The 14,042-nt window shown below is 68.4% G+C and carries 13 protein-coding genes; 12 read left to right on the top strand and 1 reads right to left on the bottom strand.

Annotation, left to right across the window (positions count from 1 at the left end; genetic code table 11):
• Nucleotides 1-25: 25 nt before the first annotated feature.
• The 12 genes from ACWDAK_RS28950 to ACWDAK_RS28895 all read left to right on the top strand — a co-directional run bounded on the left by ACWDAK_RS28950 (nt 26) and on the right by ACWDAK_RS28895 (nt 13,757).
• Nucleotides 26-1,558 carry an HK97 family phage prohead protease gene (locus tag ACWDAK_RS28950; RefSeq protein ID WP_427395230.1) on the top strand — a complete coding sequence of 511 codons (1,533 nt, stop codon included), beginning with the start codon at nt 26-28 and terminating at the stop codon, nt 1,556-1,558.
• A 62-nt stretch (nt 1,559-1,620) separates the two neighbouring features.
• The gene (locus ACWDAK_RS28945) at nt 1,621-3,339 is read left to right on the top strand and encodes a hypothetical protein (protein WP_427395229.1); all 1,719 of its coding nucleotides are present in this window, start codon (nt 1,621-1,623) and stop codon (nt 3,337-3,339) included.
• A gap of 72 nt (nt 3,340-3,411) precedes the next feature.
• The gene (locus tag ACWDAK_RS28940) at nt 3,412-3,681 is read left to right on the top strand and encodes a hypothetical protein (RefSeq protein ID WP_427395228.1); all 270 of its coding nucleotides are present in this window, start codon (nt 3,412-3,414) and stop codon (nt 3,679-3,681) included.
• Complete coding sequence (locus ACWDAK_RS28935) at nt 3,681-3,827, top strand: hypothetical protein (protein ID WP_427395227.1); 147 nt, start codon at nt 3,681-3,683, stop codon at nt 3,825-3,827. The genes ACWDAK_RS28940 and ACWDAK_RS28935 overlap by 1 nt, the downstream gene beginning before the upstream one ends.
• Before the next feature lie 185 nt (nt 3,828-4,012).
• Nucleotides 4,013-4,897, top strand: coding sequence for a hypothetical protein (locus ACWDAK_RS28930; RefSeq protein WP_427395226.1), 885 nt, complete (start codon nt 4,013-4,015; stop codon nt 4,895-4,897).
• 16 nt (nt 4,898-4,913) lie between these two features.
• The gene (locus ACWDAK_RS28925; protein ID WP_427395302.1) at nt 4,914-5,441 is read left to right on the top strand and encodes a hypothetical protein; all 528 of its coding nucleotides are present in this window, start codon (nt 4,914-4,916) and stop codon (nt 5,439-5,441) included.
• Between the two features lie 18 nt (nt 5,442-5,459).
• A complete protein-coding gene (locus ACWDAK_RS28920; protein ID WP_427395225.1) occupies nt 5,460-5,753 on the top strand; it encodes a hypothetical protein in 294 nt (97 codons plus the stop codon).
• Nucleotides 5,754-5,757: 4 nt separating this feature from the next.
• Entirely contained in the window at nt 5,758-7,008 is a 1,251-nt protein-coding gene (locus ACWDAK_RS28915) for a hypothetical protein (RefSeq protein WP_427395224.1), read from the top strand.
• Nucleotides 7,009-7,030: 22 nt separating this feature from the next.
• Nucleotides 7,031-7,390 (top strand): hypothetical protein, encoded by a 360-nt coding sequence (locus ACWDAK_RS28910; RefSeq protein WP_427395223.1) that lies wholly within the window; start codon nt 7,031-7,033, stop codon nt 7,388-7,390.
• A gap of 226 nt (nt 7,391-7,616) precedes the next feature.
• Nucleotides 7,617-8,036 (top strand): hypothetical protein, encoded by a 420-nt coding sequence (locus ACWDAK_RS28905; protein WP_427395222.1) that lies wholly within the window; start codon nt 7,617-7,619, stop codon nt 8,034-8,036.
• A 39-nt stretch (nt 8,037-8,075) separates the two neighbouring features.
• On the top strand, nt 8,076-10,895 hold the full coding sequence (locus tag ACWDAK_RS28900) for a phage tail tape measure protein (RefSeq protein ID WP_427395221.1): 2,820 nt from the start codon (nt 8,076-8,078) through the stop codon (nt 10,893-10,895).
• Nucleotides 10,896-10,907: 12 nt separating this feature from the next.
• A complete protein-coding gene (locus ACWDAK_RS28895; RefSeq protein ID WP_427395220.1) occupies nt 10,908-13,757 on the top strand; it encodes a hypothetical protein in 2,850 nt (949 codons plus the stop codon).
• A 24-nt stretch (nt 13,758-13,781) separates the two neighbouring features.
• Here ACWDAK_RS28895 and ACWDAK_RS28890 read toward each other — a convergent pair.
• Nucleotides 13,782-14,042 (bottom strand): integrase core domain-containing protein (locus ACWDAK_RS28890; protein WP_427394932.1); only part of this gene is annotated, 261 nt, incomplete at its 5' end.

Genomic DNA, 14,042 nt, shown 5'->3' with positions numbered 1-14,042 from the left:
CCCGCGCGACGGGCGAGGAGGAGACATGACCGATACCGCCTACGCGTGGGCGCCCATCACCAAAACCGTCCGGGAGGACGACGGCACGCTGCTCGTCTACGGGCCCGCCGCGTCCTCCGCCCTCGACCGCGACCAGCAGCGCCTGGACGGGACGTGGCTCGACTCCGCGATGCCCCGCTGGCTGGCCGACGGCGGCGGGGTACGCGAGCAGCACGACCCCAAGAAGGCCGTCGGTGTCGGAGTCGGCCTGTCCAAGGGGGAGGACGGCGCGCACTACCTGACCGCGCGGATCGTCGACCCGGTAGCCGTGAAGAAGATCGAGCACGGGGTGCTGCGGGGCTTCTCCGTCGGCATCAAGAACCCGCGGGTTCAGATGGGCAAGGCCGATGCGCCGAACGGCCTGGTCGTCGACGGTGACGTGATCGAAGTAAGCGTGGTCGATCGGCCGGCCAACCCGGAGTGCCGCTTCGACATGGCCAAGGCGGACGCCGCCGGTGACCTCCAGCTCGTTGAGGACGCCCAGGTGGTGGAGAAGACCGAGGAGACTCCCCCCTCCACGACCCATGTCGAGGTGTCCGGGGCCGTGATGGGCGTGACGGAGGTTCGCGAGGTGGTCGACGAGCAGATGGGCAAGCTCGGAATGGCCGCGGCCGGCCCGCAGATCCGCACCAAGGCTGATCTGCGGAAGGCCATCCAAGCCGCCGACAGCGCCAGCGCCGATCACGAGAGGCTCCGCGCGCACATCACCAAGCGGGCCAAGGCTCTTGGGCTGGAGGCCATGGTGCCCGGCTCCTGGCAGCCGGACAGCGGCATCAGCGCCGAGGCCAAGGCCGATCGGGTGGAGAAGGCCGAGGAGATCCTCCGCCAGGTCCGCCAACTCGTGCCCGTGCTGGCGAAGGCCGACGACGAGCCGGACAGCGGCGGCGAGGCGCAGGACATCACCGGAGCCTGTGAGGCGATCGCCGCGATCGCCCGGCTCATCATCTCCGAGGCCGAGTCCCTCGCCGCCGGGAACCTCAGCGAGGCCGGCGATATCGAGCTCCTCCTCGAAGCCGTCCGCAGCATCGCCTACTTCAAGTTCCGTGAGGAACAGGAGGACGACACCGACATGGGACTCGCCGACACCACCAAGACCGACGACACCCCGGCCGCCACCGCGGACAACGGCATTGACATCGCCGCGGCCGACACCGGCGAGACGCCCGACGTGGCGAAGGCCGAGCAGGAGAGCGTCCTCACCAAGGCAGAGATCACCGAACTCATCAAGGCCGCCACCGCAGAGGCCACCACCGCGGCAGAGGAGCGCATCACCGCGCTCGCCACGGAACTGGCGAAGGCGCAGGCGACCATCGACGAATTCCGTTCCATGCCCCTCCCTGGCGGCCCGGTACTCACCCGCACCGCCGACCAGCAGGCCGAGGCCCGCAAGTCCGATGCCGACCGGCTCCGCGCCGAGGCCCACGCCTACCTGGCGAAGGCGGACCAGGTCGAGGACCGGTACCTGCGCGACGGATACCGCGAAAGGGCCCAGCAGCTCCTCGCGAAGGCCGACGCCTAACCCCACAGACCACCCGGGCCCCGCCAACGCGCGGGGCCTTTCGCATGGAAGGAACCAGTGCGATGGCACTGCCCAATGCCGATGTGCTGTTCGGTGACTCCCCGTACGCACCCCCCCTGTCCAAGGCCGACGCCGCGGTCCGCTTCGACGAACTGATGAAGGCGATCGACAACGCGCCGACACGCACGGTCGGCGCGCAGGACGTGGTGGCCGCGTTCTCCGCCGGCCACGGGCTCGACTTCACCTCACAGCCGACGAGTGCCTACGGGATGCTCACCAAGGCGCTCGACACTCCGGCCATCACCAAGGGTCTGTCGCCCGAGGCTCTTGCCTCCGTCACCGACGCGCTCGCGCAGCTCAAGGCTCAGCAGCCGGACCTGGTCAAGGACATCACCACCAGCTCGCCTCTGTCCTCCGGTCTGGTCGCCTTCGACCTGGAGGCACCCGCCAAGCTCCTGACGCCGCGTCCGACCCCGCTGCGCAACCGGATCGCACGCCGCAAGGGCGTCGGTCTGTCGCACCGGTTCAAGCGCATCACCGGCATCACCGGTAGCGGCACCGGCGGCGTCGGCGTCTTCCACCCCGGCATCGCCGACAGCACCCAGACGAACTTCGCCCCGGCCGGTGCCAGCAACAGCCTGTACTACGCGCGCGGTCCGAAGATCAGCTACGCCGGTGACGACCAGGTCGTCCCCTACTTCCAGTTCTCCGCCAGCGACGAGGTGACCTGGTCAGCGCAGTACGCCGGCCAGGGCTACCAGGACGTCCGGCAGCTGTCGCGTACCAGCCTGCTGTACTCCAGCATGCTTCTGGAGGAGCGCATGCTCCTGATGGGCCGCGGCACCGCCACCGGGTTCTCCGGCGCCCTCACCGCCCCGACCGGCGTGACGCTCGCCGCCCGCTCCGCAGCCGCAGGTGAGACCGCGATCTCCGGCGCAACCACCAACGTCTACGTCAAGGTCACCTCCGACGCGGGCGACTTCGGGCAATCCGTGCTCTCCAGCGCCGCGAACGTCGCCGTCTCCGCCGGACAGGTCGTCGACGTCACCTGCACCCTGCCCGCCGGCGCCACCGGTGTCCGCGTCTACGTCTCCACCGGCGCCTCCGACCCCGGCGACGCCTCCCGCTGGTACGCGGGCCGGTCCGGCTACAACCTGTTCACCCTGCAGGGCGCTCTCCCGACCGCAGGTGTCGCCGCGTCCACGGTGACCGCAGACACCTCCGCCTACGCCAACGGCTACGACGGCATCCTGCCCATCGTCACCGGCCCGAACTCCGGCTACACGCGGCAGCTCAACGCCGCCCTGTCGACCCAGTCGCCCGGCAGCGAGTTCCAGACCGCGTTCGCCGCGATGTACCAGGCCGTCAAGGCCGAGCCCGACCGGATTCTGTTCAACGGCTCCGACCGCAAGCAGCTCTCCGAAGCGCTCAAGGGCTCCAGCAGCAGCAACTACCGGCTGACCGTCACCCAGGACCAGCTCACCGGCGTGACCCTCGGCGACGTAGTCAACACGATCATCAACGAGGTCAACGGCAAGGGCGTCGCGGTCGAGGTCCACCCGTGGATGCCGCAGGGCAACACCGCGATCCTCTCCGACACCCTGCCCATGCCCGACACCCAGGTCTCCGACGTGTGGGCCGTCTACAACGTCCAGGACCTCATGGGAGTCGACTGGCCCGTCCAGCAGTTCGCCTACGAGTCCTCGTCCTACTGGTACGGCACGTTCCTGTGCTACGCCCCGGCGTGGAATGGATCCGTGACCGGGATCAAGTTGGTGTAGCCGTCATCTCCGTGGGCCTGGCCTTCCGCTCCAGAGGCCAGGCCCACGGGCCATCCTCGAAGGGAGGGCGCCGTGGCGCGCCTGTGCCTGCCCGATGGCGCCGTCCGAGGCGTCGACATCCAAGGCGCCCAACTGGGCACCACCACCAGCTACACCGCCGGCCGCGACGGCACCGTCACCGTGAACAACCCCCAGCACGAGCGGGCCCTGCGCGAGCTCGGCGCGTTCTCCGCGAACCTTGGCGGCCGCCCCCGCGGCGGATGGCACTGCCCCGACTGCGGCTTCGCCGCGTTCATACGGAAGTGCTCCCGCTGCGGCGGGACCTGCGAGAGGGAGAGCTGATGCCGCCCCGCAAGCGACTCACCGACCCGGACACCGCCAACCGGGAGCAGCCGTGCCCGGAATGCTTCCCCGACGGCTGGCCCGAAGGTGCCAGCGCAGTCGGCTGCGAACACGGCTCCTGGCCAGCCGCCGAGCAGGAGTCCTAATGCCCGCACATCAGAACCACCGAGCCTCGACCGTCTCTCGCAGCGGCCAGCACCACCACAACGCACCGCACCGCCGCTCCGACCACAAGTTGACCGCCGCACACCACCGCCGCCTCCACAAGCGGACGTCGGTGCGGCGCCTGCCACGCCCGCGCCACCTGCACTGACTCCCGGGAGGGCCATCGATGACGCCGTACGTGTCGGCCCCGGCGTTCATCGCCTACCCCACCTACCTGGACCTGGACGACCTCAGGTCCGGATCGAACCTGGCCGCCGACCAGACCGCCGAACTCGTCAACATCCTGCTCATGGCGAGCCAGTGGTGCGACAACTACGCCGAGCAGCAGCTCGGCGCGCACGTGGTGGTGCAGAACACCCGGGCCCGCGCTGACCGCAACGGCAACCTGCGCCTGCACCTGGACGACCGGCCTTACCTGTCGATGGTGCAGGTCGGCTACGGCTACACCCCGACCTCCCTCACCACGCTCACCTCCCCGCAGGTATGGGCAGAGAACAACAACCTTCTCGTCCCCATGAGCAGCGGCGGCGCCTGGTCCGGCAGCCTGCAGTTCGGAGTCCCCGCCATGGGCGCCGAGCTGTTCGTCCAGGCCGTGTACGTGGCCGGCTGGGTCTCCACGCAGCTGACCACGGCAACCTCCGCCGGGTCGACCTCCCTCACCGTGGCGGACCCGACCGGTATTCAGCCCGGCGGCCAGTACCGGATCTGGGAACCCGGCGTCGAGGAAACCGTCACCATCTCCCCGGCCTGGGCGTCACCGCCCACCGCCGTCCCACCGAACACGCCACTGCCCGCGACGGTGACGCTCGCCCAGCCCACCCTGTTCGCCCACACCTCCGGGCACGACCTCTCCGGGATGCCCGCCGACATGCGGCTCGCCGTCATCAACTACGCCGTCTCCCAGCTGATGCGCCCCGACACCGCCGCCGAGGACACCTACCCCGACACCCACCACTCCGCCGGCACCCGGCAGACCGACTCACGGCAGGACGGGTCGGGTCTCGTGGCGGAGGCCGAGCGGATCCTCGACCGCTACCGCAGGATCAGGTAAGGAGCCCGGTTTGAGCGTGCAGTCCGCCCTGGACGGCATCTGCAGGTACTTCGGCGGCCCCTACGACCCTGCGACCCGCACCTACCGTGCATCGCCCGTCCCCGGGATCGGCGTGGTCCGCCGCGCCTTCGCCAAACGCGACGACCACGCCGACTACTTCCACGGCATGCCGCCCGGCGCCCGTACCGGCTGCCAGATGGTCGTCACGATCTACCGCTCCCACGAGTTCCGGGTCGCGGTCGGCGGCGCCGAGAACGGCATGAAGCAGCGCAACTTCGAGGTCGAACTCGGCTGCTTCATCCGCAGCCGGACGCCGCACGCCGAGGACGCCCAGGACGACGTCTACGCCCTGCAGGACGCGATCGTCGAATGGATCCGCGTCGACCGCACTCTCGGCGGCGCGGTTTTCCAGGCCGGCGAGCACATCGACGGCGGCGGCAACAACGGCATCAGCATCGCCTACGGGCAGCCGGAGACGAAGGCCGAGCTCACCAAGTCCTATCTCGCGGTGACCTTCTCGGCCTGCGAGTTCGTCAACGCCTGACCAGGAGAGAAGGAAGCCGTGCCCGCCAAGAACAGCCCGCCCCCAGAGCCGGACCCCGCGCAGGCCGATGCCCCCGCCAAGCCGGGGGCATCGCCCTCTCCAGAGCCCACCACGCCAGCGGCATTCGAGTACGCCGCCGGCTTCGACACGGTCTACGTGTCCGTGCCGCTCACCGCCCACCCGGACGACCATCGCGGACCGGCCACCGTCTACGCGTGGCCCGACGGCGCGCCCCAGGACGGCCGGTGGCAGCCCACCACTCTCCAGCCCAACCAGGCACCGGACAACGCCGGGCCCCAACTGAAGGAGTAGACCGGTGCCGACCCCTATCACCTGGGCCCCAGCACGCCAGTTCCTCCTGATCGGCAACGAGACCGTCCAAGGAACGGCCGTAGCGGGCACGTTCACGCAGCTGGTCAACTCGCTCAAGCCGAAGGACAGCCCGAAGTGGCTGGAGGACAAGTCCTGGCGCGGCAGCATGGGCACGGACGCCTTCGCCGAGATCCAGGGCGTGAAAGCCGCCTCGTTCGACCTTGGCGGCCCCGTCTACGGCGACGGCCTGCCGTTCTTCCTTCGCAACATCCTCGGAGACCTCGCCGTCACCGGCACCCCGACCGGCTCCGGCGCCACCACCCTGTCCAGCTCGGCCGCCGCCGGAGCGACGTCCATCCCGACCGCGGCGTCCATCCCGAACGGCACTCTCATCCAGATCGGCACCGGCGCCACCGCGGAGGTCGTCACCACCGGCACGCCCAGCGGCGCCGGCCCCTACACGATCCCGATCTCCACCCCCACGTCCGGCCTGGTCTACGCGCACGCCTCCGCGCAGGCCGTCACCCCGGTGACTGGCCCCTACACCTACGCCTGGAGCCTGCTGAACTCCGGCTCCGGGCAACCGATCAGCCACACCCTCATCCACTACCTCGGCCCGACCGCCACGTCCGGCGCCCGCCAGTACCCCGGCAGCTGCCTCTCGGAGCTGGGGCTCAAGTTCAACGCCGAGTCCGAGCTGCTCAGCTGGTCCGGCAAGGCCACCTCGTTCCCGTCCGTGCCCGCCGGATCGACGCCGACCGCGAACCCCACCGGCGTCCTGCCCGTGGCCTCCTGGCGGGCCCAGGTCGGCATCGGCGGGCCAGCCTCCGGCGGCACCCTCGTCAACACGGTCACCGACGGCGAGATCACCATCAAGCGCGAGCTCGGCGTCTACTACACGGTCGCCGGCGTACAGACCCCGTACGTCATCCAACGCGGCGGCCTCAGCGTGGAGGGCAAGCTCAACTTCGGCGCGGTGCCGGACGAGACCGCACTGCTGTACATGCTCAACAACACTCAGCCCCAGGTCCAGATCGTCTGCTCAAACGGCCTGTCCGGGGTCAACGCCATCACCGTGCAGATCGACTGCCAGATCGCCGCGTTCACCAGTTCCGAGGTCGAGACCGGCAAGACCGCCGTCGGCTACCAGAACGGCTTCAAGGCCGTCTTCAACAGCACCAACGCTGGCGGGTCCGGCGGTCTGAGCCCCATCAAGATCTCCGTCACGAACAACATCGCCCCCAACACCTACTAACGAACCGCCCATGGAGCAGCACATGTCTGAGCGCCACACCCTCCCCTCCGGGAACTGGATCGAGCTACGGGACTGGCGCGAGCTACGCCGCGGCGACAAGAAGAAGGCGATGTCCCGTGTCACCGACTTCGAGCGGGTCGTCGCCGCCGGCTACGAGATGACCGACGGGCTCCTCACCCTTCTCGTCACCAACTGGTCCTACGAACTGCCGCTCCCCTCCATCTCGCAGCAGTCCCTGGACCTGCTGCCGATGGAGGACGACAACGCGCTGATGACCCTCGTGCAGCCCGCCATCCGCGCCCTGTTCCCCGCCCAGGCCGACGACACCGACCCGGGCCAGCTGCAGGACGAGGCGTCCCCTACCGGGCCCTCCGCCGGGTAGCCGCCCGGTGGAGGGGCGACACCGTACCGGCCGGCCCGTGGACACCCGAGGAAGAAGCGGCCGCCTACGTCTGGTACGCGGAACGCTGGGGCTGGACCCCCGCACAGGTCGACGACCTCCCGGCGTGGCTCGACCAGCAACTGCCCGTCCTCGCCGCGGTGTGGTCGGACGTCGTCGCCGAGGCGCAGCAGCGGGCAGGTGAGCCGTGAGCGTGACCCTCGCAGGAGTGTCTGAACTCGCCAACGCTCTGGAGACCTTGTCCGTTCGGGCGGCGGCCGCGGCGCCGTCGGCGATCGTCGCCTCCCAGGCGCTGATCGAGGGTGAGGCCCGCGCGGCCCTGTCGCGGTACTCGCACCCGCCAGGCACACCCACCCCATCCCCGCCCGGTGAGCCCCCGGCAAAGATCACGGGCCGCCTGTGGGACTCGTTCGAACTCGCCGGACCGACCGCGACCGGCTTCGGTGTGTGGACATCGGTGATGGGGCCGACCGCGCCGTATGCCCGCATCCAGGAACTCGGCGGGCGCGCCAACCACAGCGAACTTCCGGCCCGCCCGTACTTCAGACCCGCGGTCGAGACGCTGCTGCGCTCCGGCCGCATCGCCGAGGTGTTCCAGCGGGCGTGGCAGACCGCTCTGTCGCCCTGACCGCCCAGCCCCCGACCTTCGACCTGTTGGAGGTGCCGGGTGTCCGAGTCGTTCCTTCCTCCGGTCATCGCCGAGATCGGCGCGAACGCCGCACCGTTCACGGACGCGATGGCGACCGCGATCGAGGGGCTGCAGGGGTTCGCGGCGGCCGCCGAAGAGACCGGCGCGCTGGTTACCGAGGCGTTCGCCGCGATGAGCCGTGCCGCGGAGGAAATGGCGGCGGCGGTCTCCGCGTCGGCGGACACCGCGAAGAAGGGCATCCGGCAGGTCGCATCCGCCGCGCGAGCGCTCACGAAGGCGATCGACGGTCTCGCGACATCGGCTCCGGAGCAGATGGCCGCGATCGGCGCTGCCGCGACGGAGATGGCAACCACCACGGCCGGCGCTTTCGCGCGCGTCACGGATTCAGCGGCAGCGGCCAGTACCTCGATCAAGGCTGCGGCGGCTTCCGCTGACGGCGCGGCTGTGACAACGGCTGCCGCGGCTGGGAAGACGGAAGCGGCCGCGGCCAGTTCCGCCAAAGCGTCCGAGACGGCCTTCGGGTCGGCTGCCGCGGGCCTGAAGAAGTACGCGGCGGGATTGGGCATCGTCGGCGGCGCCGTGCTCTTCGAAGCGATCAAGGGAGCGACGAGCTTCGAAGCCGAAATGACCAGAGTCAACACGCAGGCGGGTGTGGCCAAAAGCCAGCTCGGGATCCTGGGCGACGGCGTCCTGCAACTGGCCGGCCAGCTCGGGGAGAACCCGGACTCCCTCGCCGAGTCGCTGCTGCACGTCGAGTCGAACTTCGAAAGCCTCGGTATCAGCGCACCAAAGGCCCTTGAACTGGTGAAGATCGCCGGGGAGGGTGCGAAGGTCGGTGGCGCGGACCTGGTCGACGTCACGAACGCCCTGACCGCGGCCGTCGCCGCGAACATCCCCGGCGTGGAGGACCTGAACCAGGCGATGGGCGCACTCAACGCCATCGTCGGCACCGGCGACATGAAGATGCAAGACCTCGCCAATGCGTTCGGCACCGGCATGGTCGCCAGCGTCAAGGGCTACGGCCTCAGCATCACGGACGTCGGCGCGGCCCTCGCTACGTTCGGCGACAACAACATCCGCGGCGCCCAGGCCGGCACGCAGCTGCGGATGGCCGTGCAGTCCCTCGCCGTCCCCGTCTCGGGCGCCAAGGAGTGGCTGGACAAGTTCGGCATGACGTCACACACCCTCGCGCAGGACATGCAAAAGGGCGGCCTGAAGCTCGCACTGGAGGATCTGACCGAGCACTTCAAGAAGGCCGGCATCACCGCGGACCAGCAGGGCGACGTCATCACCGAGATGTTCGGCAAGAAGGCTGGCACCGGCCTGTCGATCCTCCTCGGCCAGATGGACCGTGTCGAGTCGAAGTACCCGGCGATCACCGAAGGCGCGGACAAGTTCGGAACCGCCTGGCAGAGCGCCACACAGACGATGAGCATGCACGTCGACCAGCTGAAGGCCGGGATCGAGGCGCTCGCCATCAAGATCGGTGAGGCGCTCCTGCCGTACGTCGAGAAGTTCCTGACGTGGATCCAGCAGGGCGTCGGGTGGCTGACCCAGCACAAGGGCGCCGTGCAGGCACTGGCCGGAGCAGTCGGCGGCGTGCTGGTAGGCGCCATCGTGGCACTTGGAACCGCCCTGACCTCAGCGCTGCTTACGCCTGCCGGCGCCATCGTCGCGGCGGCAACCGCGCTCGGGGCCGCCTTCGTCTACACGTACAACCATTCGAGGACCTTCAGAACAGCCATGAACGACCTGGGACGGTTCCTGGCAGGCGCGTTCAAGGTCGCGTGGACAGCGGCGGCAACGGTCATCCACTGGTTCGCGTCAACCGTTCTGCCCGTGCTCAAGGCCGCGATCCAGGCCGTGTTCGGCTGGTTCGAGCAGCACAAGCAGGTCTTCATCGGCGCCTGGAACGTCATGGCGCAGGCGGTCCGGGGCATCGTCCAGTGGTTCAACGCCAACGTCCTCACGTGGATCAAGGCTAGGGTCGCGGAGCTGGTCGCCTGGTGGACCGAGCACTCGCAGCAGATCCATGAAGTCTGGTCTGCGGTCTGGAAGATCGTCGAAACGGCAGTCAAGGTCTGGTGGGACGGCGTCATGCGCCCCACACTGGCGATCATCCAGTCGGTGTGGACGGTCGTATGGGGTGTCATCAAGGACACCATCAAGATCGTCTGGGATGTGATCTCCGGCGTCGTCATGACCGGCATCCACTTCGTCGAGAACACGATCGGCCTCGTCCTGGACATCCTCACCGGCAAGTGGGGCAAGGTCTGGGGCGACCTCAGCCACCTGGTCGGCCAAGCCCTGGACGACGTCGTCACGACGATCGGCCACATCGCGTCTGGCTTCGGCAACCTGCTCTGGGATGCCGGCGCGAACATCGTCCGAGGGCTGATCAATGGCATCAGATCCATGGTCGGCGGCGTGGGTCGCGCGATAAGCGACGTGGCATCGACCATTCGCAGCTACCTGCCGTTCTCTCCCGCGAAGGTTGGCCCGCTCTCCGGCTCCGGCAGCCCCGACCTCGCCGGAGCAAAGATCGGCACCATGGTCGCCGACGGCATCCACGCCTCCGTCGGCACCGTCTCCGCCGCAACCGGACGCCTCGCCGGTGCCGCCTCACTCACCGCCGGCGGGCCCGCATTCGCCGGCACGGCCCGGACCGGCCTCGCCACGCCACTCGGCAACGCGGCGGGCGCGCCGACCTACGTCGTCAACGTCACGGTCCAAGGCTCCGTGCACTCCGAGCGTGACCTGCGCGACGTGATCGAACGGCAGATGTACCAGCTCGGCATGCGCGGATCCACCACCTGGCAGAACTACGCCCGCCGCTGAGAGGAGGTCTCCGTGGCCATCAACCCCAACTGGCCGACGATGTTGTACGAGTGGGGGCCGCGCTGGAACTGCAACGGCGCCGCACAGCCCCTAGACCGGTACGTGGAGGTCACCGCCCGGACCCGCGGTCGGGCCGCAGTCCAACGGGGCCGGCAGTACGAGCTCGATCAGGTCCGCGCCGGCACCCTGGACCTTCAGCTTGCCAACAACGACGGCGCTCTCGACCCGCTCAACGCCTCGGGGCCCTGGTACGGGCACATCATGCCGTACCAGCCCATGAGAATCCGCGCCCAATGGCCCCCCACAGTCAATCTCCTGACACAGGTCCAGGCGACCTGCGGAGACGTAGGCGGCTACTTGCCCGGGCCGATCCCGACCGGCCCGCAAGGCATTTCGGTCTTTAGTGGCACCGACAGCAGCGGCGGCAGCATCATCGCCTCCGGCAGCGCCTGGGTGGGCACGAATGTATTCCAGTTTTCGGTACCGTCCACCAGCACAGTCACCGCGCTGCCGCTCTGGACGCCACAGGTCCCGCCGCAAGCCGGCGTCACCTACTCCACCCAGACGAGAGTCCGGAACGTCACCTCGGCAACCAGCATGCAGGTCCAGGCGCTGATTCAGACGTACGACGCCAACCTGGCGCTCCTCAGTCAGCAACTCGGCAGCACCGTCACACTGACCGGCTCAAGCAGCGCAAGCTGGACCCAGATCACGACCACCAGCACCGTTCCGACCGGGGCGGCCTACATGGTGATCGGAGTCGCCCTTGTGGCGCTCCCGGCGTCCAACGCCCTTTTGCAGGCTGATGGCTGGCAGGTTGAGAAGAACGCATCGCCAACGACCTGGGTGCAGCCCGGCGTGACGTATCCGATCTACAGCGGTTTCGTGGAGCGCTGGCCCTCCAGCTGGGACCTGCAGGGCACCTACGGCACGGTTCAGCCCACCGCCGTGGACACTTTCAGCCTGCTGTCCCAGCGCATCCTGCGCGACCCACTCACCGAGGAGATCTACCGGCGTAACCCCAGGTTTCTATTCACGCTCGGCGACCCGCAAGGATCGTCGTCGTTGACGGACTCCATCGGCAACTTCCCACCCGCGCCGGTCGCCATCTCCAAATACGGGGCCGGCAGCCTCGTTTCGGGCACTCAAATCACCTCCGCAAGCCCGGGCGGCACCTACACCGGCAGCACCCAAACCGTGGTGACGATCAACAACCCATCGCCCGGCACCGCTCTCCCAAAGCCCGCCTCGTTCATCAGCCTCGGGTCATCCGGGATTCTCGGCCCAGCCAACCCCGCGTCCTGGACCAGGATGATCGCCGTCCGCTACCCCGGCCCGCTCCCATCCTCCGCCGCCTACATCTGGTCGTGCATGGACCCGGTTCGTGGCGCGACCACGCCGAACGGTGCGAGCATCTTCCTCTACATCGACAGTGCCGGTCTCCCCAACTTGGCGATCACCGGTCCCGGAAATGTCGGCTCCGCGTACTACTTTGGCGGCGCAACCAACATCTGCGACGGCAACTGGCACCTCCTGCTTTTCGGATACTCCACCGCCACCGCCCAGGTCATGGCTTCTCAGGATGGCTCCCTGATCGCCTACTATTCCGGAATACCCGCAAGCAACACTCCAACAGGGCTGATATCCGACAACGTCGGCGGCTATGTTGATGCCACGGTCGGCAACGGAACCAGCCAGAACTACGCAGGCGACATCTCCTACGTCGCCGAATTCCCCACCTTGTTCACCAATGGTGACATCACTTCGGTCTACCAGGCATGGAAGACCAGCTTCGCCGGGGACAGTTCGGACGCCCGTTATCAGCGGATCCTTGGTTGGGCCGGATTTTCCGGCCCAACGAACATCCAGGCGGGAATGACCACGAGCATGGGCGTAGCTGCCGTGGACGGTCAGGACGCCTTGAGCGCCCTGCAGGCGGTGGTGGACACCGAAAACGGCGCGCACTATGTCGATCGGACGGGCGTGGTCGTCTTCAAATCCAGGTCGAACCGGTACAACGCGCTGACCCCGGCTTATGTACTCGGGGAGAACACGGCGGGTGGAGAGATCCCGTACGAAGGGATCGCTCTTGATTTCGACCCCACGAGGATCGCCAATCAGGTCGCTGTTACCCAGGCCAGCAGTAGCCAGGTCTTCTCCGCGCAGGACGCCACCAGCATCACCAACTTCTTCCCCCGCCAGTTGACTCGCACCGTCAACTCGGCTTCCACGCAGGAGTGCCAGGACGCGGCGAACTACCTGCTCAGCAGGTACAAGAGCCCCGCGGTCCGGGTCTCCTCGGTCACCCTGCACCCATCAGCCAACCCGTCCCTGCTGTGGCCGGTCTGCCTGTCTCTCGAACTGGGCACCCGGATCCGGGTGATGCGCAGGCCACCGGCCCCGGCCGCCGCGATCCAGGTCGACTGCTTCGTCGAGAACATCGCCTGGGAGTTCGGAGACGACGGCGAGGCCCGGGTCACTCTGCAGTGCAGCCCGGCCGACCTCACGCCCTACGGCCTCTTCGCCTCGTTCCACACCACGCTGAACACGACGATCGCGTCCGGCGTGAGCAGCATCGTCATCAGAAACGGCGCGGACAACACCAACCCGGCGGCCGCCCAACTCGGGTACGGCCAGCAGCTGGTCCTCGGCCTCGGAACCGCCAACCAGGAGATGGTCACCATCCAGTCGGTCGGCACCACCACCTCGGGCTGGACCACCGCCACCATCACACTCCAGGCCGCCACCACCAAGAGCCATACGGCCGGCGTCACGGTGTGCGAGCCGCTGCCCACCGGCGTGACCGACCCGACCACCTGGGACGCCACCAGCAAGTTCGACTCGATCGCGTTCGCCTACTGAACCGCCCCGGGTTCGGTAGAGATCTCAGGTTGTGGCTGTGACCAGGGGTTTCGTGGTCGCCAGGTAGTAGTTGGTCTCGTATTCGGCGGGTGGGACGTGGCCGATCTCACCGTGGAGTCGCCGGTGGTTGTACCAGTCGGTCCACTCGGCTGTGGCGAGCTCGACCTGGGAGAGGGTCTTCCAGGGTCGGCCGGGCTTGATCAGCTCCGTTTTGTAGAGGCCGATGGTGGATTCCATCAGAGCGTTGTCGTAGGCGTCGCCGACGGATCCGATCGAGGCTGCGAT

The organism is Kitasatospora sp. NPDC001175, from assembly GCF_053598215.1.
The sequence above is the reverse complement of the archived record's forward strand: the minus strand, read 5'-3'. Positions and strand labels throughout refer to the sequence as shown.

Bases quoted from the DNA above. Each gene is read 5' to 3' on its own strand.
- ACWDAK_RS28945 (WP_427395229.1), top strand. From the start codon at position 1,621: ATGGCACTGCCCAATGCCGATGTGCTGTTCGGTGACTCCCCGTACGCA.
- ACWDAK_RS28950 (WP_427395230.1), top strand. From the start codon at position 26: ATGACCGATACCGCCTACGCGTGGGCGCCCATCACCAAAACCGTCCGG.
- ACWDAK_RS28930 (WP_427395226.1), top strand. From the start codon at position 4,013: ATGACGCCGTACGTGTCGGCCCCGGCGTTCATCGCCTACCCCACCTAC.
- ACWDAK_RS28910 (WP_427395223.1), top strand. From the start codon at position 7,031: ATGTCTGAGCGCCACACCCTCCCCTCCGGGAACTGGATCGAGCTACGG.
- ACWDAK_RS28935 (WP_427395227.1), top strand. From the start codon at position 3,681: ATGCCGCCCCGCAAGCGACTCACCGACCCGGACACCGCCAACCGGGAG.